The organism is Rheinheimera hassiensis, from assembly GCF_022436675.1.
Lineage (GTDB): Bacteria > Pseudomonadota > Gammaproteobacteria > Enterobacterales > Alteromonadaceae > Alishewanella > Alishewanella hassiensis.
Window position 1 is genome coordinate 137,010 of sequence record NZ_JAKUJZ010000007.1, and the last position, 22,632, is coordinate 159,641.

Below are 22,632 nucleotides of genomic sequence, written 5' to 3' on the forward strand. Positions count from 1 at the left end.
AGGCGCTTCGGGCGCCTTTTACCAATGGGAGCCACAATCCATGTCTGAAAAACAACCCAGCTTTCTCGATGCTGCCATTCCTCTGGTCGTGCTGATCGTGTTGCTGTCTGCATCGGTATATCTTTTTGCTGATAACTCATCTTACGGTCCTAACCAGATCGCTTTATTTATGGCAACGGCCGTCGCGGTTGTTATAGGTCTTAAAAATGGTTATCGCTGGTCAGTGATGGAAAAGGCCATGGTGAAGGGTATTTCACTGTCATTAGGGGCGGTACTGATCCTGTTGTCGGTTGGAGCATTAATTGGCACCTGGATGCTGTCCGGTACTGTGCCCACGCTTATCTATTACGGTTTACAAATTTTAAGCCCAAGCTGGTTTTATGCTGCAAGCTGTTTGTTATGCGGCATAGTCGCAATGAGTATTGGTAGTTCTTGGACCACCGCAGCCACTATCGGTGTTGCTTTAATTGGTGTTGCTGGCGGCCTGGGGCTCTCTCCGGCGATTACTGCAGGTGCCATAGTGTCGGGCGCATATTTTGGTGACAAACTATCACCACTTAGTGAAACAACCAATCTGGCTCCAGCGGTTGCTGGTGCTGATTTATTTGACCATATCAGGCATATGCTCTGGACAACCATTCCCAGTTTTGTGCTGGCGTTACTGCTGTTTACTATTATTGGTTTTAACTCTGATGTCAGCTCTGACTTAATGCGTATTGATCAAATCAGCAATGTGCTACAAGAGAACTTTTCTATCAGCTTCGTATCGCTGGTGCCGCTGTTTGTGCTGTTAGCTATGGCTATAAAGAAGGTGCCTGCGTTTCCAACCGTATTTATCGGTGCCTTGTTAGGTGGCTTGTGGGCTGTATTTTTCCAGTCTGAATTATTAAGCAGGCTGGTTGAGCAGGATATCCCCGCTGCATTGGGCATTACCAAATTGCTTTGGCATACCCTGCATGCAGGTTTTAGTATTGATACCGGCAATGCCAGTTTGAACGACTTACTCAGCGGTGGTGGCATGTCCAGCATGCTCAACACCGTGTGGCTGGTTTTCAGTGCGATGATGTTTGGTGCCACTATTGAGAAAATAGGCCTGCTGCGTAAATTTGTTGCATCAATCTTGTTTTTTGCCCGCAGTACTGGCTCATTAATTACCAGCACCATTGCCACTTGTTTTGTAACTAACGTACTAACGGCTGATCAATATATGTCTATTGTTATGCCTGGACGGATGTTTAAAGAGGAATATGAGCGCCGGGGCCTGGCACCGGTGAATTTGTCCCGCACTCTGGAAGACGGCGGTACTATTACCAGCCCATTGATCCCATGGAATACCTGTGGTGCTTACATGCACAGTGTGCTGCAGGTTAGCCCGCTGGATTACGCATTTTATGCCTTCTTTAACCTTATAAACCCGCTGTTAGCTATTATTTATGCTTATTGCGGTATTAAAATATTGCGCCTGACGCCTCCTGATTCAGTCAGGCCACAAACTGCTAAAGTTTAACCGGAAAAAGCCTGATTTGTTCAGGCTTTTTCGTCATTATACTTAGCTGTATCGTTGTTTATTTTACCGGAAGCCTGCTATGTCTCAGAATAACTTACCGCGCACGGCCAAGCGCCTTGCAGATTACACTGCACCTGCTTTTAACATTAGCCACGTTGACTTGTGTTTTGAATTGGATGCAGAAGCCACCAGGGTAACTTCCGTACTGCAAATTAACCGCAATCAGCCTGATGTGCCATTAAAACTGGACGGACAGCAGCTAACGTTGATCAACGTGGCAATAGACGGCCAGTTATTGGAGTCAGCTGATTATCAGCTTGAAGCTGAAAGCCTAACCCTATTTACGGTTGGGCAGCAGTGCGAGCTGACGATCATTTGTGATATCGCACCGCTGCACAATACCGCGCTTGAAGGCCTGTATATGGCTGGCGACACTTATTGCACACAATGTGAAGCAGAAGGCTTTCGCCGTATCAGTTATTTCCCCGATCGGCCAGATGTATTGGCAGAATACAAAGTTACCATTAAAGCAGATGCCAAACGTTATCCGTATTTGTTATCTAATGGTAATAAGGTATCTGAGCATATCGATGAACAAGGCTTAAGAGTAGTGCAGTGGCATGACCCTTTTCCTAAACCCTGCTATTTGTTTGCCTTGGTTGCCGGAGACTTTGATGTTCTGACGGATGAGTTTATTACGCAATCCGGCCGTGAGGTGAGTTTACAACTGTTTGTCGATAAAAGTGCGATAACCAAAGGCAGTTTTGCACTGGAGTCGTTAAAACGCGCCATGCAATGGGATGAGCAGCGCTATGGTCTGGAATATGATTTGGATATCTACATGGTGGTCGCGGTAGACTTTTTTAACATGGGGGCCATGGAAAACAAAGGCCTGAACATTTTTAACAGTAAATATGTTTTAGCCGATGCCGCCAGTGCTACTGATCGCGATTACTTTAATATTGAGTCAATTATCGGCCATGAATATTTCCATAACTGGACCGGCAACCGTGTTACCTGCCGGGATTGGTTTCAGCTTAGCCTGAAAGAAGGTTTAACTGTTTTTCGCGATCAGGAATTCAGCGCTGATATGGGCTCTGCCACGTTGTGTCGCATCGATGCGGTTAAGCTGATACGCACCGCCCAGTTTGCTGAAGATGCCAGCCCGATGGCGCACCCTATAAGGCCTGAGCAAGTGCTGGAGATGAATAACTTCTACACTGTTACGGTGTATGATAAAGGCGCCGAAGTGATCCGCATGCTGCAAACCCTGCTGGGGCGTGATACTTTCGCCAAAGGCCTGACACTGTACCTTCAACGGTATGACGGCCAGGCTGCAACCTGTGATGATTTTTTACAGTCGATGCAAGACGTCGCCGCGCAGGATTTATCGCAGTTTCGTTTATGGTACAGCCAGTCTGGCACGCCGCTGCTAACAGCTGTGCAGCATTATGATGCGGTTAACTCACAGTTGGTACTGTCGCTTGCGCAGCAAACTCCGGCAACAGCTGATCAGGCCGAAAAGCAACCACTGCTGATACCGGTACAAATTGAATTGCTGTTTAACAACAAGGCTTCACAGCGGCATTTATTATTGCTGAATGAAAGTGAACAGCAGTATTTGTTTGAAGGGATAACAGAGGCGCCAGTTGTAGTGTGGCTGGAGCATTTTTCCGCACCGGTGAAACTGGCAGCGCAGTACAGCGATGATGACTTATTATTAATTGCCAGCCAGGCAACTGACGGCGTTGCGCGTTGGGATGCAATGCAGCAGTTCTGGAGCCGCAAGGTAGCGCAGCAAGTAGGATCAAACGTTAGCGATGTAACATTGCCCGCAGCGCTGTTTAAACTGATGCAGCACTGGCTGGAACAGCCCGGCACAGATATGGCCATGACTGCAGAATTACTGACTCTACCCGATTTTGATACGCTGGCAGAGCAGTATCAGCTTATTCCGGTAGATAAACTGCTCAGCAGCCTTAATCAGTTTAAACAGTTGCTGGCAGAGCAATTGGCGAAACCATTGAGCAGCTGTTATCGCGCACTGAACACAGGGCGTTATCAGTATCAGGATAATGATGTTGGCCTGCGCAGATTGCGCGCTATCTGTCTGAGTTATCTGGCACAACTCAATGCCAACCAGCCACTGCTGCATACGCACTATTTGAATTCAGACAATATGACCGACACTATGGCTGCTTTAGCTGCAGCTCAGCAGTCTCAAGCGGCGTTGTTTAACCAATTAATTACTGACTTCGCCAGGCGCTGGCAGCACGATGCTTTAGTGATGGATAAATGTTTTGCACTGGTGGCATCGCAACCGACTGCACAAGTGTTTGATGCTATAGAGACCATGCTGACTCATCCGTTATTCAGTTGGAAAAATCCTAATCGTGTACGGGCATTGTTTTCGGCTTTCAGTTTACGTAATCCGCAGCAGTTTCATCGTATTGATGGCAAAGGATATCAACTACTCGCAGATACCATATTGCGGCTTGACCCGCTGAATCCGCAGGTCGCAGCAAGGCTGATAACCCCCTTATTAAGCTGGCGGCGGTTTGACACTAAACGTCAGCAATTGATGCGCGGTGCATTGCAGCTGATAGCAGGGCAAAGCAGCATTAGCAATGATTTGTATGAAAAGGTTAACCGAAGTCTGGATTGATGCGCAGATATTTTTTTAATGCCAGCCTCAGTGCTGAACAGTGCTATGGTTACTATCGCGGAAATATAAAGTATGTGGTGGTGACGGCAGATAACGGCGAGCGAATTCAGCTGCAGTTTAGGCATTTTCAGCGTTATGTCGACATGAACGGTTTGCGCGGGCGTTTTCGTTTAACACTGGCAGACAATGATAGTTTTGTGGCGTTGGAAAAAATTAATTAGAGTATGTACTTTAAACGGTGAATTAAAACAATAGCTTGCAGTTACTGCTGGTTTGACCTTTAATTTCATTAGCTTATAGCTGCTTATTCTGTGCGGTGCCATAAAGGTTAAACCAGAGCATGGCAAAAAAGCCTAAAACATAGCCGTTTTTGGAAAAAACTGAATAGAAATCAACAGATTTACGTTACGGCAAGCCTTGCTTGCAGCTTGAAATGATGTAATTATTTTAATGAAGTAAGCTGAGCTCTGATCAGTTGGCTTGATAATATAACTAAAAAGACACTTATAAAAACCTGCGGGACAGGGGGAGATAACGAGATGAATAAAAGGTCAATAACCTTTGCTAAGAATCCCTTAGCCTTAGGTGTTGCATCAGCGCTGTTTGCCTTGTCAATGGCACCGGTGCATGCAGCATCCTGGAGTCTGGGTGACGTAAATATTACCTTCGATTCCACATTTTCATACGGCGGCAGCTGGCGGGCCGAAGACAGAAATTGGGATACGATCAGTAAAGTTAATCACCCCCGTTTCGACTGGGACGGATATAACGCCGCAACCAACAATATTTATCTGCCTTCGCAAATCTGGCAGGAACCTGGCGCTTACTCAAGTAACGGTGATGCCGGTAATCTGAATTATGATAATGGTGATATGTTTAGCAGCCTGTTTAAAGGTTTGCATGAACTGTCTATTACCAAAGACAATATCGGCCTGTTTACCCGCTTTATGTATTTTTACGACTTTGCGCTGATGGATAAAGACGGTGCTTACACCAACCCGGTGTCCAACCAGAAAGTTGATCCTTGTGCTGACAAAGATGCCCGTGATTTAACCTGTCGGGATATCCGCTTACTGGATGCTTACGTTTACGGTAATTTCAGTTTTAACGACGGTATGAACCCGGTCACGGTTAAAGTTGGCCAGCAGGTGTTAAGCTGGGGTGAAAGTACGCTGATCCAGCATGGTATTAATATTACGCCTATCGATGTCGGTGTGGCGCGAGCGCCTGGTGCCGAGTTAAAAGAAGCCTACATTCCGGTTGGTATGGCCACAATCAATATCGGTTTAACCGATAATCTGTCAACAGAGCTGTTTTATCAGTACCAGTGGGTAAACAGCTATCTGCCGGTGCCTGGCACTTATTTCTCTACCAATGATTTTGCCGGTGAAGGTGGTTATTTACAAAATGTGCAGTTAGGTTTTGCCGGTAACCCGGATATTGATCTTGCTCATGTACTGGCCAATCTTAATGCGCTGGGATCTGCCGTTGCCGGCGGTGCACTTAGCCCTACACAGGCCGGGCAGGCTTATTTAGCTTACCCAACTAAAGTGACATTGCGCCCTTATGGCAGTGCCGGTGAAGTAGAACCTGAAGACGGTGGTGAGTATGGTATCAAGTTCGAGTATTTTGCACCGAACCTGAATGACACTGAATTTGCTCTGTATTATATGAACTACCATAGCCGGGTTCCTGTTATCTCTGGTATCGCTGCAGACTTTTCAAAGGTTTCTGACGATATCGGTCGGTTAGTAAATATGGCTGCAAACGGTGGTGTAAATAAAGATAACATAGCCAGCCTGGCAGCGTTCTCAAAAGCGCTGGTTGAATATCCGGAAGATATTCAACTTTACGGCTTTAGCTTTAACACCACTTTAGGCAATACTTCTGTTGCCGGTGAACTGGCCTATCGTCAGGATGAACCGCTACAAATTGACGATGTAGAAATTCTGTATGCCGGTATGCCAGAGCAACTTGCTAACGCGGACTTACGTCCGGATTTAGCCGGTATCTCTCAAATCGGTCGCGAAATTGGTGTTAAGGTTCAGCCTGGCCAGAAAGCCAACGGCTTTATCTTAAGAGACACTGTTCAGGCTCAGGTGACATTCACGCATTTATTTGGCCCGTCGTTAGGTGCTGACAACCTGTCGATGCTGGCTGAAGTAGGCGGTATCCGCATTCAGGATATGCCGGATCAAAGCGTTTTACGTTTAAATGGCCCGAATACAGATCGTAGCGGTGGCCCATTATTGGGCTGGGATGCAAATGGCAATCTGGTCAATAAAGATGGTTTACACACCGGTTTGTCAAATGGTGCTGAAACCAACCCTTTCCCAACGGCATCTGCCTGGGGTTACCGTTTATTGGCCAAAGCCGATTACAACAACGTGTTCGCCGGCGTAAACCTGTCGCAACGTGTTGTGTTTTCGCATGATGTTAACGGTATTACACCTGATCCGTTATTTTTGTTTGTCGAAGATCGTAAATCGCTCGCGTATGCCATCAGCTTTGACTATCTGAGTAAGTGGTCAGGCGAAGTGTCATATAACCTATTCTGGGGCGGTCAGGGCACAACAAATAACGTAGAAGACCGTGACTTTATCTCTTTTAACATTAAGTACTCTATTTAAGGGACGAGCACTAATTATGAAGAAACTCACCCTAATTTCGTCAGCCATTGCTCTGGTACTAAGCTGTTCAGTTACAGCAAAAATCACTTCCGAGCAGGCCGCCAGACTGGGCAATGACTTAACACCGCTTGGTGCAGAAAAGGCAGGCAATGCCGATGGTTCTATCCCAGCATGGAGTGGTGGTATTACTACTGCGCCTGCCGGTTATTCTGCCGGTATGCACCATCCTGATCCGTTTGCCGATGATAAGATCGTATTAACTATCGACAAATCTAATCTGGAACAGCATAAAAGCTTGTTAAGCCCGGGCCAGATAAAACTGTTTGAAATTTATCCTGATACCTACAAGATGAATATTTATCAAACACGCCGCACGGCTTCCTATCCGCAGTATGTTTATGATGCAACAAAAAATATTGCCACTAAAGCCGAGCTGATTGAAGGCGGTAACGGCATTATTAACGCCGCTATTGGTATTCCGTTTCCAATACCACAAAATGGCCTTGAAGCAGTATGGAACCACTTGCTGCGTTTTCGTGGTGTAGCTGCCAGCCGTAATGGTGGCCAGGCCGCACCTACTGCAGCTGGAGCCTATACGATTATTGGTTTTGATGAGCAAATTATGTTTAAGTACTCAGAGCCTACCGCAACTGCTGAAGCACTGACCGCCGAAAATATACTGTTCCGCTTTAAGCAAGGTGTAACATCGCCGGCACGCCTGGCCGGTACGGCTTTGCTGGTGCATGAAACCATGGATCAGGTGAAAACACCACGCCAGGCCTGGACATACAATACCGGACAGCGCCGTGTGCGCAGGGCGCCGAATGTTGCGTATGATGCGCCGGGCACAGCGTCTGATGGTCTGCGTACAACAGATGATTTTGATATGTTTAACGGCTCACCGGATCGTTATAACTGGGAGCTGAAAGGTAAACAGGAACTTTATATTCCTTATAATAGTTACAAACTACACGGTAATGACGTGAAGTATGCTGACTTATTGATGGCCGGTCACATTAATCCGGAATATGTGCGCTGGGAAAAGCACCGTGTTTGGGTGGTTGAAGCCGCATTGAAAGATGGTACCCGTCATGTCTATGGCAAACGTGTGTTTTACATCGACGAAGACAGCTGGCAAATTCATGTTGCGGATCTGTATGACAACCGCAACGAATTGTACCGTGTCGCTGTGGCTCATGGCCTGAACTACTATGAAGTGCCAACGCACTGGAGTACGTTAGAGGTATATCACGACCTTAACTCACGCCGTTATATTGCTTTGGGCCTGGATAACGAAGATAAAATGTATAACTTCTCCGTTAACCTGACAGATGCTGATTTTACGCCTGCAGCACTGCGTCGTGAAGGTACACGTTAAGTTAAGTTGATACCCGGTTACGGTTGGCTTAGTGCCAACCGTTTTTATTTAGAAAGTCGAATAGAGTAAATGCTCAGATTATGTTGAATAAATTCATCTGGTTATTGGCAGCCAGTGCTGTAGCTGCTGTTACACCATTTATGTTGCAAGCACAGCCAACAGAGCTCCAGGCAGCCTATCAGATGCCGCAGGCAAGCAAGGCCCTGCTGACAGATCTTGTGAAGGTGGATGGGCAGAAACTGGTTGCAGTGGGTGAACGCGGACATATTCTGCTTAGTCAGGATGGCCAGAGCTGGACACAGGCACAAGTACCGGTGCAGGCAAATTTAAACAGCGTCTATTTTATTAATCCGCAGCAGGGCTGGGCCGTTGGCCATGATGCCACTATTTTGGTAACTGCAGACGGTGGTGCAAGCTGGCAGCTACAACATTACTCGCCAGAAACAGATAAGCCGCTGTTTGATATTTACTTTGCGGATGCTAAAAAAGGTATTGCCGTAGGCGCCTACGGTATTTTCTATCGCACGGATGACGGTGGTGAAAGTTGGCATAAGCACTTTCATGAAGAGTTACTCCTTGAAGCAGACCGTGAGTATTTAGCTGAGCTGAAAGAAACAGATCCAGAAAGTTATCAAATTGAAACCGAAGCCTTACTGCCGCATTTTAACCGGCTTTATGCCGATGGTGATGCGTTATATATGATTGGTGAAGCAGGCTTTGCGGCAAAAAGTGTTAATTTGGGTGACAACTGGCAGCGGCTGGACGAGTTTTATAACGGTTCATTGTTTGATATAACCCGCACGCCACAAAGGGCGTTGCTGGCGGTTGGCCTGCGTGGGCATGCGTTTATCAGCCAGGACCAGGGTATGCACTGGCAACAAATCACACTTAGTAAAAATGCCACCTTAAACAGCGCGTTTTCCGACGACAACGGTTCGGTTTATCTGGTTGGTAACGCCGGCACGCTACTTATCAGCCGTGATGGTGCAACAAGCTTTACTGATTACTCCCAAGCTGATGGTAAGGCCATAGTTAACGGCCTGGTATGGCACAATCAGCTGATATTAGTAACCGAAACCGGTGTTAGAACAGTCAACCTGAGTGAACTGAAATAAGATGAGTTTAAATCGTTTGGTGAATAAGTTTGAGTACACGTTGTTTCGTCATCGTGCTCTGGTCATTGTCGCGTTTTTGCTGGCAACACTGTTTTTACTGTTTAAAGCTACCAGCATTAAGCTGGATGCGGCTTTTACAAAAAATATTCCGTTAAAACATGAGTATATGCAAACCTATTTGCGCCATGCTCAAGACTTTGGCGGTGCGAATAATATTCTTATTTCATTATGCGACGAAAGCGGAAATATTTTTAATGCCGGCTTTTTTACTACTTTACGCCAGGCCCATGATGAGTTGGTTTATACCTCGGGTGTTGATCGGGTACAGGTAAAGTCGTTATTTAGCCCCAGCACCCGTTTTGTTGAAGTTGTTGAGGACGGTTTTGCCGGTGGGCCAGTGATCCCAGCCGATTTTGTCGCCGATGCAGCAGGTTTGGCCAAAGTAAAAGAAAATACCGAAAAAGCCGGTGTAGTGGGCCGTATGGTGGCTGATGATTATAGCTGCGCCATGATTTCTGCCCAGTTGCTTGAAGTTGACCCCGATACCGGCGAAAAGCTGGATACCATTAATTTTGCGTCGGTGCTGGAGCAAAATATCCGCAATAAATACCAAAACGATAGCACCAGTGTGCATATTATCGGCTTTGCCAAGATGGTTGGCGATGTGGCTGATGGCGCCAAAGGTGTGTTGGTATTCTTTGCCATCGCTATTGCTATAACCTCAATAATGGTGCTGTTTTTCTGTCGTTCAGTAATGCTGACCATCCTACCTATAGCCTGCTCATTAATTGCCGTAGTCTGGCAAATGGGCTTGTTATCAGCACTCGGGTTTGGCATTGACCCAATGTCTATTTTGGTGCCATTTCTGGTATTTGCCATCGGTGTCAGCCATGGCGTACAGATGATTAACTCTACCGGCAAACGGGTTGCTGCCGGTATGAACGCCAAAACAGCAGCTCAGGCCAGCTTCAGAAAATTGCTGGTTCCAGGTGGGGTGGCGCTGTTATCTGATACAGTTGGCTTTTTAACTCTGCTGATTATTGAAATTGGGGTTATCCGCGAATTAGCCATTACCGCCAGCTTAGGTGTGGCAGTTATTATCCTGACTAACCTGATTTTGCTGCCGGTGCTAATGTCTTTTGTTAAATTCAGCAACCGTTATAAAGAACGCGCTGCGGCACCCACGCCTAAAACAGATAAAATCTGGTTTGCGCTGTCGGCTTTTGCTACCCGTAAATATGCTGCTGTTATATTGCTGGTTACTGCAGCGTTGTTTGCTTTTGGTTATCTGCAGAGCCAGTCTCTTAAAATTGGGGATTTGCACGAGGGGGCGCCAGCTTTACACGAGACCTCGCGCTACAACGTAGACACCAAGCTGATTACTGAACTCTATGCTATTTCTGTCGATTACTTAAATGTCATGGTAGAGACGATTCCCAGTGCCTGTACTGAACATGACATTATGGCAAAAATTGACACCTTTCAGTGGCTGATGGAAAACGTCGAAGGCGTGCAGTCAGCGGTGTCATTGCCTTCAGTGTCTAAAGCCATTAATGCAGCCTTTAATGAGGGCAATGTTAAGTGGCGATCGCTACCGCGCAATACGCAAAGTCTGGTTCAGGCATCTGCCCGTGTTGAAACCAGCACAGGCCTGCTAAATGCAGATTGTTCTGTCATGCCGGTTATTCTGTTCTTACAAGACCATAAAGCAGAAACGATTGAACGGGTGGTATCAGCGGCCAAAAAATATGGTGCTGAGCTGGGTGACGAGCAAACCCGCTTTATGTTGGCGTCTGGCCCGGCAGGGGTAATGGCCGCAACCAACGAGGCTGTGTCAGAAGCCCAGCAGCCGATGATGTGGTATGTATATGGTGCCGTGATCCTGCTGTGTTTACTAAGCTTCCGCTCCTTGCGCGCTACTATTTCAGTGATCTTGCCTTTGTATGTGGTGTCGGTGTTGGCTACGGCACTCATGACAAAACTGCAGATAGGTTTAACCGTATCAACTTTACCGGTTATTGCACTGGGCGTTGGTATTGGTGTGGATTACGGTATTTATATTCTGTCGAATATGACGCAAATGCTGCGCGACGGCATGCCTGTACGCCAAGCCTACTTTGAAGCACTAAAAGAGCGGGGCAGTGCAGTGTTATTTACCGGTATCACTTTAGCCATCGGTGTTAGTACCTGGGTGTTTTCGGCGCTGAAATTTCAGGTCGATATGGGTATTTTGCTAACCTTTATGTTTATTGTGAATATGCTTGGTGCCATTTTGGTGCTGCCGGCACTGGCAGCGTTTTTGTGGCGTGATAAGACTAAATAATTTTTGCATGAATAAACACGAAAATGGCCGAAAGGCCATTTTCTATTTAAAGTGGGTGAATAAGTTGTCAGAGTCTTTAAAAATCACTGGTTTAACCAGCACAAAAGCCCCAAATAGTACTCGAAAAGCGCTACAATTGGCACTACACTGCGCAGCTGACACGATCCGGTATGTTCGGTACATCCTGCTGCTAAAGCGGTGACTGCAAAAAGGATATAAAAATGGCACTGATAGACGGTCAACCCTCTGTTCTACTACAAAACGTAAGCAAACTGATTAAACAAAAAGTGAAAGACCAGGTGAGTCTGGTCGAAAAATTCGCCTACACCCTATATGGCAACATGTCGAATGAAGACTTAGTTGGGCGTAATGACAGTGATTTATACGGCGCGGCGCTGAGTTTATGGCAGACTTTTAATGGTCATGCTGAACCTGCGTCGATGATCCGCGTTTTTAACCCGGAAATTGCCAAACATGGCTGGGAGTCTAAGCACACTATCGTAGAAATAGTGGTACAAGACTTGCCATTTCTGGTCGACTCAGTACGGATGGCATTAAACCGCCAGTCTATAGCGGCGCACTTGCTGCTGCACTACCCACTGCAAACTGAGCGTGACAGCAAAGGCCAAATCACCGATTTCTTTAAACTGGGTAGCAAAGCCAAAGCCAGCACCCAGCAAACGGTATTTCACATTGAAATTGACCGCCTGACAGGTAAAGCGGCCATTGACAGCTTAACCGATGAACTGCACTCGGTAATGGAAGATGTGTCGCTGGCAGTACAAGACTGGCAACCCGCACGGGACAAGCTGCAACAGGTTATTAAAGCGCTACCTAAGCAAGCCGGTAAAGCTTCTGCCGAAGATGTTAAAGACGTCACCGAGTTTTTAAACTGGCTGGCCAAAGATAACTTTACCTTGTTGGGTTACCGCGAATACACCATTGGGCCGGTAAAAGGCGATTATAAAATCAGTGGTATCGATGATACATCGCTGGGTTTAATGCGCCGCTCTGCAGCACGTGATCTGATGTTGTCTGAACTGCCGGAAACCGGCCGTAAGCAGGCGATCAGTAACGGCTTGTTGATCCTGACTAAAACTAATAACAAGTCACGCGTACATCGCCCGGCGTATATTGACTACATCGGCGTGAAAAAATTTGATAAAGATGGCAAGGTAATTGGTGAAGACCGCTTTATTGGTTTGTACTCATCCTCGTTATATAACAACAGTGCTGCAGATATTCCTCTGCTGAAAAACAAGCTTGCCACCGTAATGCAAAAGTCTGAGTTTGCCACAGGCACGCATGCGTATAAGGCATTGCTGAATATTCTGGAAACCTATCCGCGCGATGAGCTTATTCAGGCAACGGCAGATGAGTTGCTGCATGTGGCTATGGGTGTGTTGCAAATGCAAGAGCGTGATATGACACGCCTGTTTATGCGCAAAGACAGCTTTGGCCGCTTTGTTACTGCTATGGTGTATGTGCCGCGCGAGCGTTACAACACCCAACTGCGTAAAGAAACCCAGGCCATATTGCAACGCGCGCTTGGAAGCGCAGAACCGGTTGAGTTTACAACTTATTTCTCTGAATCTGTGTTGGCACGTACCCATTATCTGGTGCGGATCAACGATAGCCATGTCGAGTATAAAGTGAAAGAAATTGAGCGTAATTTAGTTGAAGCGGCCCGCACCTGGGAAGATAAATTAGAAAGCGCCTTATTGGGTGTCTATGGTGAAGCCCGCGGTCGTGAGCTGATTGGCAAATACGTTAATGCCTTCCCGCGTAGCTACAAAGAAGAAATGCTGCCAAACGACGCGCTGGTTGATATTGGCAAACTTGAAGCATTAAATGATGATCACAAGCTGGAAATGCTGTTTTACCGGCCACAGGAAGAAAAAGCCGATAGCAAAGCGGTGCGGCTGAACCTGTTCCATAAAGATCATCCTATTCATTTGTCTGATGTCTTGCCGATGCTGGAAAACTTCGGCCTGCGTGTTATTGGTGAAACACCCTACGCAGTTAAATGTGCCGATGGCAGTGTAAGCTGGATTTTAAACTTCGCTATGGAGCTTAACTGCGCTATACCGGCCGATTTTGAAGCCGCACAGCAGTCATTCCAGGATTCTTTTGCCAAAGTATGGGCTGGCCAGTTGGAGGACGACGGTTTTAACCGTTTGATCCTGGGGGCAGGTTTAAGCGGGCGTGAGGCATCTTTACTGCGTGCGTTAGCTAAATACAAACGTCAGATTGGCGGCACCTTCAGCCAGTCTTATGTTGAAAGCACTTTTGCCCGTTATGCCGAGTTGGCTAATCTGCTGGTGCAGCTGTTTAATAACAAATTTGATCCCAAATCGAAAACCAGCAGCAAAGTGGCTGATAAGCTGGAAGAGCAGATCGCATCTCAGCTGGAAAATGTGGCTAACCTGGATGATGACCGCATTATCCGCCGTTTTGTCGACATGATTAAAGCCATACTGCGCACTAACTATTTCCAGAAAAATGCCGAGGGTAACGATAAACCCTATATTTCTTTTAAGATTAAGTCTGGTTTAATTCCGGATATGCCACTGCCAACACCGATGTTTGAGATTTTCGTGTACTCGCCCAGAGTTGAAGGTGTGCATCTGCGCTTTGGTAAGGTCGCCCGCGGTGGTTTGCGCTGGTCTGATCGGCGTGAAGATTTCCGCACTGAGGTGCTGGGGCTGGTAAAAGCACAAACAGTAAAAAACACGGTAATAGTGCCTACAGGGTCTAAAGGTGGTTTTGTCTGTAAAAAGCTGCCTGAAACTGGTGGTCGTGAAGCTTTCCTCAATGAAGGTAAAGACTGTTACCGCACTTTTATCCGTGGTTTGCTGGACGTCACAGACAACATCGTACAAGGCACCATAGTGCCGCCAAAAGATGTTGTACGCCATGACGAAGACGACCCTTATCTGGTTGTAGCGGCAGACAAAGGCACGGCGACTTTCTCAGATATTTCTAACGGTATTTCAGAAGAGTATAACTTCTGGTTAGGTGATGCTTTTGCCTCAGGTGGCTCTAACGGCTATGACCATAAGAAGATGGGTATTACCGCGCGCGGTGGCTGGGAGTCGGTTAAACGCCACTTCCGCGAAGTAGGCATTGACTGTCAAACCACAGATTTTACCTGTGTCGGTATAGGTGATATGGCCGGCGACGTATTCGGTAATGGTATGTTGCTGTCAAAACACATCCGTTTGCAGGTAGCGTTTAACCATATGCACATCTTTGTTGATCCAAACCCTGATTCGGCAAAGAGCTGGGAAGAGCGTAACCGCATGTTTAACCTACCAACCTCAACCTGGGAAGACTATGACAAGTCATTGATTTCAGACGGTGGTGGTATTTTCCTGCGCAGTGCCAAAGCGATTAAACTTTCAGCGCAAATGAAAGAAATGCTTGGTACGACTAAAGCCAGCATGACGCCGAATGAGCTGATCCGTGAGGCATTAATGATGCCGGTTGATCTGATCTGGAACGGCGGTATCGGTACTTACGTTAAAGCAACCAGCGAAAGCCATGCAGAAGTCGGTGACCGTGGCTCAGAGCCGCTGCGGGTAAATGGTAAAGAGCTTAAAGCAAAAATCTTCGGTGAAGGCGGTAATTTAGGTTGTACCCAACGCGGCCGTATTGAATTTGCCATGAATGGCGGCCAGATTAACACCGACTTCGTTGACAACGTCGGTGGCGTAACCTGCTCGGATAACGAAGTAAATATTAAAATTTTGCTGAACACCCTGGTTGCCGGTGGCGATCTGACACTGAAGCAGCGCAACAAAATACTGTTTGAGATGACAGATGACGTTGCCGCTATCGTTATTAAAGATTGCTACCGTCAAACCCAGAGTATCAGTGTGTCGTCGCTACTGGGCGCTGAGCAGTTAAAAGAATATACCCGCTTTATTCATACGCTGGAAAAAGAAGGTAAGTTAAACCGTGAGCTGGAATTTTTACCCTCAGACGACGAACTGGCTGACCGGATGGCAAAAGGCCAGGGCCTGACGCGGCCTGAATTGTCTATCCTGACAGCTTACGGCAAGATGGTGTTAAAAGAGCGCCTGGTACTGCCTGAGATTTACGAAAACAACTACTTCAAACGCCAGTTGTTTGCTGCATTCCCGCAAATGCTGCAGGATAAATATGCCGCAGAGATGGAAACACACCCACTGAAAGCCGAAATTATTGCCACTAAACTGGCCAATATGATGGTAAATGAAATGGGGCCTAATTTTGCCCAGCGTATGCTGGAAGAAACCGGCGCCGGTGTTGGTGAAGTCACATTGTGCTACGCTATTGCCCGTGATCTGTTTGATGTATCGGCTATGTGGCGCAAGATTGAACAGCTGGACAACATTATTGCGGCTTCACTGCAAAGCAAGCTATTCCATCAGCTGCGCCGCACTATGCGCCGCGCTACCCGCTGGTTCCTGCGCCATCGCAACAAGGCGTTGGATATTCAGCAGACACTGGACTTTTTCAAACCTGCTTATCAGCAGCTGAATAAAGAACTGAGTAATTATCTGGCACAAACTGAAGTTGAGCAGTTACAGCAAAAGCAAGCTGTACTGATAGAGCAGGGCGTACCGGAGGATATCGCACAATATCTGGCACAACTGAGCACGGTATTCTCGGTAATGGATATTGCCCAGGTGGTAGATGCTGAGAAAGTACCACTGGCTATGGCAGCAGAAATTTACTTTAAGCTGGGTGATAAACTGGATCTGCACTGGTTCCTGGAGCAAATAACCAATCAACCGGTGGCGAACCACTGGCAGGCGTTGGCGCGAGCTTCTTACCGTGAAGAGTTGGACTGGCAGCAACGCGCATTATCTGCCGTAGTTGTGCGCAGCTGTGGTAAAGCCTGTGCCGCAGATGAGGTGATTAACAGCTGGCTGACTGAGCATGAAGCGATACTGGAACGCTGGCGCTTGATGCTGGCTGAGTTTAAAACCACGAAAAACCACGAGTTTGCTAAATTCTCAGTGGCATTACGTGAATTAATGTTGTTAAGTCACCACTGTGACCCTGTAAAATAACAACCTTACTGGCTACAATACCCCGGCTTGTCCGGGGTATTTTTTTGTTTTTTATAAGGCCGTTTATGTTTTATCCAATAGCACAGAAATTGATGTTCGCCTGTGACGCCGAATGGTCACATAATTTTGCCCTTGGCAGCTTAAAACACTTAGCCCATACGCCTGCTGCCGGGTTATGGCGCCAGACCTTACCGTTAAAACCGGTAACTGTTGCCGGTATCCATTTTGATAACCCGCTGGGTTTAGCCGCAGGGCTGGATAAAAACGCTGAATGTATCGATGCCTTTGGCCAAATGGGCTTTGGTTTTATTGAAGTGGGTACCGTCACGCCAAAACCACAACTGGGAAATGATAAGCCACGTATTTTCCGTCTGCCGCAATCACAAGCCATTATTAACCGGATGGGGTTTAATAACAAAGGCGTCGACTATCTGGTAGAAAACGTAAAAAAAGCCAGTTACAAGGGCGTGCTCGGCATTAATATCGGCAAAAATAAAGATACACCCAACGAGCAGGGCAAAGATGATTACGTGCACTGTATGCGCAAAGTGTATGCCCATGCCAGCTATATTACCGTGAATATTTCATCACCCAACACGCCGGGTTTACGCGATCTGCAATTTGGCGATGCACTGTATGATTTATTGCAAAGTGTAAAAAATGAACAACTGGATTTGCAGGCACAGCAGGATAAATATGTGCCGGTGTTTGTAAAAATTGCGCCGGATATGGATCTGGTGGCGGTAAATCAGGTGGCAGAAACATTGCTTAGAAGCAAAATGGACGGTGTTATTGCTACCAATACCACGCTGGACAGAAGCCTGGTGCAGGGCCAGCGTTATGCCGATGAAGCCGGCGGCTTAAGTGGGTTACCGGTAAGGGATAAAAGCACTGAAGTGCTGCGCCAGTTACGCGCCGCCGTAGGTACAGCTATGCCGATTATTGGCGTGGGTGGTATTAGCGATGCCCAGTCAGCGCAGGATAAACTGAATGCCGGGGCTAATTTGTTGCAGGTTTATACCGGTTTTATTTATAAAGGCCCGCAACTGCTAAAACAGATCGTAACCAGCTTATAAGGATCAGTAGCTGATCTTGTGCTGTTAGAACAAAACAGTCTTTAACATCTTGATCAGCTTAGTGTATTTCTATAACTGTTTGATAAATAACCGACTTAATACACCACAGGGAAACCTATGCTCAGGCCATCAGAACGCTGGTTCTGGACTTACTGTCCATCCAAAGACCGCTTATTGCTGGATATCAGCGATGAGGCACAGTTTTGTTCGCCTTTTACTGCAAGCCAGCTGGTACAGCAACCTCAGCAGCAGGCACTGTCTATGGCTGAGGCTGAGACTTTCTGGGCTATTGATGACAGTTTGCAGCAACTGGATATGCCAGCAGCCGTGCGGCTGGAACTATGCCTGAGCGCACTGTGCGCACCGTTTTTACAGCAATTAGCCCATAAAAGCTGGTATTTCCAGCAGGGTAGCCAGTGCAATGCGGTTCAGTCGGATGTGGTAATACTACGTGGCCTAACTAACCAATATGCGTTGGTGCTGGCTGCTGAAGCTGATTGTGTAACCTGTTTATTGCTGGGGGAAATAAATACCTTGGCCGGTAAAGTGTTGCCACGTTTACAGGTAATGCGTGTGCTGCGTAATCGCATCAGTGCGCTGGATGTGGTGTTACCTTATCGTCATAGCGCCTGATTTTTAGCGGCGATCTTTCTCTTCAGTGCAGATCCGACTACACTAGCGGCAATTTTTGTTGTCGCGGAACCCCGTATGTCTGCCATTGAAACTCCTTCAGCCGAACTTGAGCCTTTTTTAGCCCAGCTTAGCAGTGCTATTGCAGCAAAACAGCTGCATAAACTGGTACTGAGTAAATACCAGGGCCCACAGCCGTTAAAACAGTTGCAGATAAGGCCGGTAGAGCTGAAACAGCAATGGCAGCTTAGTTTTACCTATAAATATCAAACCAACGATGTCACCCGGAATTTCAGTCCTGAGCAGGCCATTGACGAAATTAAAACGCTGTTAGGCGTGCAGTTTTATGCGGCCAATTTATTTACTGCAGCGCTTGAAGCACAGCTGAGTATCAGTAAAAAGGGCAAAGTACTATATCAGCAAAAACGTTTAACTACGCCGGTTGCACCGCAGCAGGATAGCAGCCATAACCGGCAAAAACAGCGCTATCTGACACTGGAACGGCCGTTTTTACAGCAGTTAGGCGTTACCGACGCGCAGCAGCAACTGATACCTGCTATGTCGCGTAAGTGGAAGCAAATTAACAAATTTATTGAGATTTTCTCCGGTGCTGTGCAAGACACTGGCCTGAGTAAACAAAAACAGCTGCACGTGGCTGATTTTGGCTCAGGCAAAGCCTATTTAACCTTTGCTATGCACGATTATCTTACCGGTACGCTGGGGTTGGATGCCAAAGTTACCGGGGTGGAGCTGAGGCAAAATCTGGTTGATTTGTGTAATGAAACGGCAGCAAAGCTGGGCCTTAACGGCATCGACTTTGAGCAGGGCGATGTCAAGCATTTTAAAGCCCGGGGTATTAACGTGATGATAGCGTTGCATGCCTGTGATATTGCTACGGATTACGCCATTCATATGGGCATTGCTACTGGCGCAGATATTATTATGTGCTCGCCATGCTGCCACAAACAGATCCGCCCGCAAATGAAAATGCCTGCGGTGCTGGCCCCCATGTTGGTACATGGTATACATTTAGGCCAGGAAGCCGAAATGGTAACAGACAGCCTGCGCGCCTTGTTACTTGAGGCATCCGGCTATAACACCAAGGTATTTGAGTTCGTTTCGTTGGAACATACCAGTAAAAATAAGATGATACTTGCAACAAAAAGCAAACAAAAATATAACCGCGAAAATCTACTGAAGCAAGTTACTGAAATAAAACAATTTTATGGTATAGGGCAGCACTATCTTGAACGCTTGCTGAATATTACGGATGAAATTTCATAACGCGTTAATCACAAAAACTTCACCTGTACAAAATTGACTTCGAACTTCGCTAGCCTGTAGTCTGCCCTGAACGCTTAACCCTGTTAAGCATTAATCAGTAAATTGTTACTGTCAGAAACAGGACACACAGGCTATGAAAACTGTCACACCACCCACAGATCTTCGTCGCGCTAAAATCACCAAAGCGGTGATCCCGGTAGCCGGTTTAGGCACTCGGATGCTGCCCGCTACCAAGGCTATTCCGAAAGAAATGTTACCGGTGCTGGATAAACCGTTGATTCAGCATGTGGTGCAAGAAGCGATTGCCGCAGGCATGACAGAAATAGTGCTGGTAACCCATTCATCAAAAAACAGTATTGAAAACCATTTTGATACCAGCTTTGAGCTTGAAGCTACGCTGGAAAAGCGGGTAAAGCGTCAGCTGCTCGATGAAGTACGCAGTATAGTGCCAAAGAATGTCACGCTGATCTCAGTGCGTCAGCCGGTTGCGCTGGGGCTGGGCAATGCCATTATGTGTGCTTATCCGGTAGTGGGGCATAACCCTTTTGCTATTTTGTTGCCGGATGTGCTGATTGATCAGCATCAGAGCAATCTTAAAGTCGATAACCTGGCGGCGATGATGGCGCGCTACAGCGAAACCGGTGCCAGCCAGATTATGGTAGAGCCAGTGCCACATAACATGGTCGATCAGTACGGTGTGGTAGATTTGCAAGACGTTAATTTGCGTGCCGGTACCAGTGCTGTGATCAGTGATATGGTAGAAAAGCCCGCTGTTGATGAGGCTCCAAGCAACTTTGCTATTACCGGCCGTTATGTGTTGTCAGAGCACATTTGGGATTTACTGGCGCACATCACACCCGGCGCCGGTGATGAAATCCAGCTGACCGATGCCATTTACCAACTGTGCCTGCGTGAGACGATTGAAGCCTATCATATCGTCGGTAAAAGCCATGATTGCGGTACCAAGTTGGGGTTAATTCAGGCCAATCTGGAATACGCACTGCGCCATGACTTATACGCCAAACCTTTACGTGCCAGCATAGAGCGTATCTTTGCTGATCTGAATAAAGATAAAAAGCACCTGCAACTGTTAAAAACGGTGTAAAAGGTGGCAACTATGACGCAACACTCCATTCAGATCAAAAAAAGCCAGCCGGTAGCCGGGCTGCGTTTTTGCCTGCTGCCACAAAGCGAGATTGTGCAAAGCCTCAGGCAAGTAACGCCGTTACATGAACCGCTGCGTTTGGTGGTGACAACCAATGTCGATCATATGGTAACCATGCGCCGGCATCATGAATTTAAACACGCTTGTACTAATGCCTGGCTGGTAACTGCAGATGGCTTTCCGGTTGTGCGCTTGCTTAAATCCCTTGGTATTGCTACGCCCGGTCGTATTACCGGAGCTGATTTGTTTCCGGCAATTTTAGCGGCGTTAATACCGGCGCAGCATGCACCGTTTTTTGTCTGTGCAAATGAAGCTACCGCCGATTATTTAAGGTTCTGGCTAGCACAGCAGGGCTACAGCACACCTGAGCAACGCGTGCTGGTGCCAAAATTTGGTTTTGAAAAAGACAGTGTTTATAGCAACGAGATGCTGGAGAAAATAACCGCTATGGGTACTACGCATCTGTTTTTTGGTGTAGGTGCGCCTAAGTCTGAATTATGGATGCAGCGCCATCGCGAGCAGCTTTCGGGTATGTACGGTTTTGGCTTTGGTGCCGGGCTGGATTTCTTCGCAGGCACAGCAAAACGGGCCCCGCAGTGGGTGCAACGTGTCAGCATGGAATGGCTATGGCGGTTATTGTCTGATCCGCGTCGTTTGGCCAAACGCTATTTAATTGATTCATGGGCCTTTGTACGTATTGCTTTAACAGAACACCGCCTTACCGTGAAGGAGAGCCGTTGATGTCTGCACCTGAGATGTCGCTGCCGGACGCGATTATTGACTGCTCTCATCTGGGCCGTAAAACCACGGGTATTGAGCGCATTACCGAAGAGCTGTTTTCTGATGAAGCCCTGGGTGGTTGTCAGGTTGTGCGGTTAAAAGCCAGCAGCATTGGCGGCATGTTGTTTCAGCAGTGGTTCGGTATTTTGTATGCGGCAATTAAGTACCCGAAAAGCTTGATCATAACGCCGGGCTTTCCGCCATCTATTCTGGCTACATTGTTATTAAAAAAACGCCTGGTGCCTTATATTCACGATGTATTTTTGCTAACCCGTGAGCAGGAACTTAACCCGCGCGCCCGTTACTATATGCGGCCGTCATTTGCTTTTGCGGTAAAGCGGCTTAACAGCTTTTTTGTTAACTCAGTAAAAACCAAACAGGATTTACAGCAGTTTTGCCAGAGCGATGCGCGCATTATTATGTTCCGGCCTCAGGTGCGTAACGTTTTTGCGTTGCCGCACAATAGCGGGCGTTATAACAGTGTCGATTTAAGCAAACTGAAAATTGTTATGCTGGGCACGGTAGAGCCACGCAAAAACTACCCTGCTGCTGTCGCTATTTTTAACGCGCTTAAACAGCGTCTTGGCGACAGCATTGAGCTGCATATTATTGGCCGGCTTGGCTGGGGCCCGGATGCCAGCTTATTGCAAAACACCGCCGGTGTATTTTGTCGCGGCTATTTGTCAGGCGAAGAGATTAAAACACTGCTCGACAGTGCTACGTTTTACCTGTCTACCTCTCATGATGAAGGGCTTGGCTTACCGTTGCTGGAGTTGCAATACAGCGGCATCGCCGTAGTGGCAGCAAAAATTCCGGTGTTTGCAGAAGTGCTGGGCGAGTCGGGGTTGCTGGTAGATGTAAGTGATGCTGAGCAAGCCGCGACGCAAATTATTGACTTTTGTAGCGATACTGCGCAGATACAGCAACAAAGCGAGCTTGCCCGGCAAAATATTCAGCGCTGGAATGCCTTAGCCGCTGCAGATAAACAAGCAGCCAGTGTGCTTTTCAGAGAGTAGGAG

The 22,632-nt window shown here is 47.2% G+C and carries 14 protein-coding genes; all 14 read left to right on the plus strand.

Going from position 1 to position 22,632, the window contains the following annotated elements; genetic code table 11:
• Positions 1 to 40: 40 nt before the first annotated feature.
• The 14 genes from nhaC (at position 41) to MJX74_RS16105 (ending at position 22,629) form a co-directional block, all read left to right on the plus strand.
• Positions 41 to 1,507, plus strand: a complete 1,467-nt coding sequence (nhaC, locus tag MJX74_RS16040) for a Na+/H+ antiporter NhaC (RefSeq protein ID WP_240223975.1) — start codon at positions 41 to 43, stop codon at positions 1,505 to 1,507.
• A 79-nt stretch (positions 1,508 to 1,586) separates the two neighbouring features.
• Entirely contained in the window at positions 1,587 to 4,172 is a 2,586-nt protein-coding gene (pepN, locus tag MJX74_RS16045) for an aminopeptidase N (RefSeq protein WP_240223977.1), read from the plus strand.
• Positions 4,172 to 4,393 carry a DUF2835 family protein gene (locus MJX74_RS16050; protein WP_240223979.1) on the plus strand — a complete coding sequence of 74 codons (222 nt, stop codon included), beginning with the start codon at positions 4,172 to 4,174 and terminating at the stop codon, positions 4,391 to 4,393. Before pepN ends, MJX74_RS16050 begins: the two co-directional genes overlap by 1 nt.
• A 318-nt stretch (positions 4,394 to 4,711) precedes the next feature.
• Positions 4,712 to 6,802, plus strand: a complete 2,091-nt coding sequence (locus MJX74_RS16055; protein ID WP_240223980.1) for a DUF1302 domain-containing protein — start codon at positions 4,712 to 4,714, stop codon at positions 6,800 to 6,802.
• Positions 6,803 to 6,818: 16 nt separating this feature from the next.
• A complete protein-coding gene (locus MJX74_RS16060) occupies positions 6,819 to 8,180 on the plus strand; it encodes a DUF1329 domain-containing protein (RefSeq protein ID WP_240223981.1) in 1,362 nt (453 codons plus the stop codon).
• Between the two features lie 80 nt (positions 8,181 to 8,260).
• Complete coding sequence (locus MJX74_RS16065; protein ID WP_240223982.1) at positions 8,261 to 9,295, plus strand: WD40/YVTN/BNR-like repeat-containing protein; 1,035 nt, start codon at positions 8,261 to 8,263, stop codon at positions 9,293 to 9,295.
• 1 nt (position 9,296) lies between these two features.
• A complete protein-coding gene (locus MJX74_RS16070; RefSeq protein WP_240223984.1) occupies positions 9,297 to 11,618 on the plus strand; it encodes an efflux RND transporter permease subunit in 2,322 nt (773 codons plus the stop codon).
• 221 nt (positions 11,619 to 11,839) lie between these two features.
• The gene (locus MJX74_RS16075; RefSeq protein ID WP_240223986.1) at positions 11,840 to 16,678 is read left to right on the plus strand and encodes an NAD-glutamate dehydrogenase; all 4,839 of its coding nucleotides are present in this window, start codon (positions 11,840 to 11,842) and stop codon (positions 16,676 to 16,678) included.
• 65 nt (positions 16,679 to 16,743) lie between these two features.
• A complete protein-coding gene (gene pyrD / locus MJX74_RS16080; RefSeq protein WP_068231962.1) occupies positions 16,744 to 17,754 on the plus strand; it encodes a quinone-dependent dihydroorotate dehydrogenase in 1,011 nt (336 codons plus the stop codon).
• A 117-nt stretch (positions 17,755 to 17,871) separates the two neighbouring features.
• The gene (locus tag MJX74_RS16085) at positions 17,872 to 18,387 is read left to right on the plus strand and encodes a cell division protein ZapC domain-containing protein (RefSeq protein WP_240223988.1); all 516 of its coding nucleotides are present in this window, start codon (positions 17,872 to 17,874) and stop codon (positions 18,385 to 18,387) included.
• Between the two features lie 75 nt (positions 18,388 to 18,462).
• Positions 18,463 to 19,668: a class I SAM-dependent methyltransferase gene (locus MJX74_RS16090; RefSeq protein WP_240223990.1), complete on the plus strand. Its 1,206-nt coding sequence runs from the start codon at positions 18,463 to 18,465 to the stop codon at positions 19,666 to 19,668.
• Between the two features lie 133 nt (positions 19,669 to 19,801).
• Entirely contained in the window at positions 19,802 to 20,773 is a 972-nt protein-coding gene (galU, locus tag MJX74_RS16095; protein WP_240223992.1) for a UTP--glucose-1-phosphate uridylyltransferase GalU, read from the plus strand.
• A gap of 12 nt (positions 20,774 to 20,785) precedes the next feature.
• Complete coding sequence (locus MJX74_RS16100) at positions 20,786 to 21,574, plus strand: WecB/TagA/CpsF family glycosyltransferase (RefSeq protein WP_240223994.1); 789 nt, start codon at positions 20,786 to 20,788, stop codon at positions 21,572 to 21,574.
• A complete protein-coding gene (locus MJX74_RS16105) occupies positions 21,574 to 22,629 on the plus strand; it encodes a glycosyltransferase (protein ID WP_240223995.1) in 1,056 nt (351 codons plus the stop codon). The genes MJX74_RS16100 and MJX74_RS16105 overlap by 1 nt, the downstream gene beginning before the upstream one ends.
• Positions 22,630 to 22,632: the final 3 nt, after the last annotated feature.

Bases quoted from the DNA above. Each gene is read 5' to 3' on its own strand.
- MJX74_RS16075 (WP_240223986.1), top strand. From the start codon at position 11,840: ATGGCACTGATAGACGGTCAACCCTCTGTTCTACTACAAAACGTAAGC.
- nhaC (WP_240223975.1), top strand. From the start codon at position 41: ATGTCTGAAAAACAACCCAGCTTTCTCGATGCTGCCATTCCTCTGGTC.
- MJX74_RS16055 (WP_240223980.1), top strand. From the start codon at position 4,712: ATGAATAAAAGGTCAATAACCTTTGCTAAGAATCCCTTAGCCTTAGGT.
- pyrD (WP_068231962.1), top strand. From the start codon at position 16,744: ATGTTTTATCCAATAGCACAGAAATTGATGTTCGCCTGTGACGCCGAA.
- MJX74_RS16100 (WP_240223994.1), top strand. From the start codon at position 20,786: ATGACGCAACACTCCATTCAGATCAAAAAAAGCCAGCCGGTAGCCGGG.
- MJX74_RS16060 (WP_240223981.1), top strand. From the start codon at position 6,819: ATGAAGAAACTCACCCTAATTTCGTCAGCCATTGCTCTGGTACTAAGC.
- MJX74_RS16090 (WP_240223990.1), top strand. From the start codon at position 18,463: ATGTCTGCCATTGAAACTCCTTCAGCCGAACTTGAGCCTTTTTTAGCC.
- MJX74_RS16105 (WP_240223995.1), top strand. From the start codon at position 21,574: ATGTCTGCACCTGAGATGTCGCTGCCGGACGCGATTATTGACTGCTCT.
- MJX74_RS16070 (WP_240223984.1), top strand. From the start codon at position 9,297: ATGAGTTTAAATCGTTTGGTGAATAAGTTTGAGTACACGTTGTTTCGT.
- pepN (WP_240223977.1), top strand. From the start codon at position 1,587: ATGTCTCAGAATAACTTACCGCGCACGGCCAAGCGCCTTGCAGATTAC.
- MJX74_RS16085 (WP_240223988.1), top strand. From the start codon at position 17,872: ATGCTCAGGCCATCAGAACGCTGGTTCTGGACTTACTGTCCATCCAAA.
- galU (WP_240223992.1), top strand. From the start codon at position 19,802: ATGAAAACTGTCACACCACCCACAGATCTTCGTCGCGCTAAAATCACC.
- MJX74_RS16050 (WP_240223979.1), top strand. From the start codon at position 4,172: ATGCGCAGATATTTTTTTAATGCCAGCCTCAGTGCTGAACAGTGCTAT.
- MJX74_RS16065 (WP_240223982.1), top strand. From the start codon at position 8,261: ATGTTGAATAAATTCATCTGGTTATTGGCAGCCAGTGCTGTAGCTGCT.